The sequence below is a fragment of the Mesorhizobium sp. M4A.F.Ca.ET.020.02.1.1 genome, from assembly GCF_004022645.1.
Classification (GTDB): domain Bacteria; phylum Pseudomonadota; class Alphaproteobacteria; order Rhizobiales; family Rhizobiaceae; genus Mesorhizobium.
Window position 1 is genome coordinate 1 of record NZ_RZOI01001230.1, and the last position, 876, is coordinate 876.

Below are 876 nucleotides of genomic sequence, written 5' to 3' on the forward strand. Positions count from 1 at the left end.
TGGGGGGAGATTGGCTTTGGTTTCGCCGGCACTTTTCCTTCGACGGGCTTTTCGGTCCGCCGCACTGTCATCTCGTCGAGCGAGTTCTTCTTGAACAGAGGTTTGGTGGGCTCGCCGGGGATGCCGAAATCGGAGCCATGCGCTTCCTGCGCCGACTGCTTCTTGAACAGCGAGCGAGACACCGCGCCGGCCGGTGTCGGCATGTCGGTGCCGGGACCCATGTCGTCGATCGACGGCTTGGCGAAGAGCGGCTTCTTCACCGGTACGGCGCCGTCGGCGCCCATCTCGTCGAGATGCGGCTTGCGGAACATGTTGGGGCGGGCAGCCTTGGCCGCCTCTTCGGCGGCACGTGTTTCGTCGAGCCTGCGGAAACGTTCCTGTTCCTCCGCGGTACGATGTTTCGCCACGCCCTTGTTGTGCTTGCCCTTTTCGCGGCCCGAGGCCGGGCTCTGGCTTTCCACCTCGCGCGCCAGAGGATCGTCGGAGATGGCAAGCTCCATCTCGCGCAGCCGCTTGATCTCGTCGCGGACGCGAGCGGCCTTCTCGAAATCGAGATTGGCGGCGGCGTCGCGCATCTGCTTGTCGAGCGCCTCGAGATGGGTTTTCAGGTTGTTGCCCATCATCGCACCGGCATCGTCGGTGAACTGCGAGATGTCAGCGCGGACGTGGTCCTTCTCGTAGACGGAGTCGAGGATGTCGGCGATGCGCGACTTGACCGATTCCGGCGTGATGCCGTTGGCCGCGTTCCACTCCATCTGCTTCTCGCGGCGACGGTTGGTCTCGGCCATCGCCCGCTCCATCGAGCCGGTGATCTGGTCGGCGTAGAGGATGACCTTGCCGTCGACGTTGCGGGCGGCGCGGCCGATGGTCTGGATC

Annotated in this window: 1 protein-coding gene; it reads right to left on the bottom strand. The window is 64.6% G+C overall.

What is annotated here, in order from left to right:
- Window positions 1–876, bottom strand: an 876-nt coding sequence (locus EN742_RS36270; protein WP_189375757.1) for a UvrB/UvrC motif-containing protein, incomplete at both ends; no start/stop codon positions are given.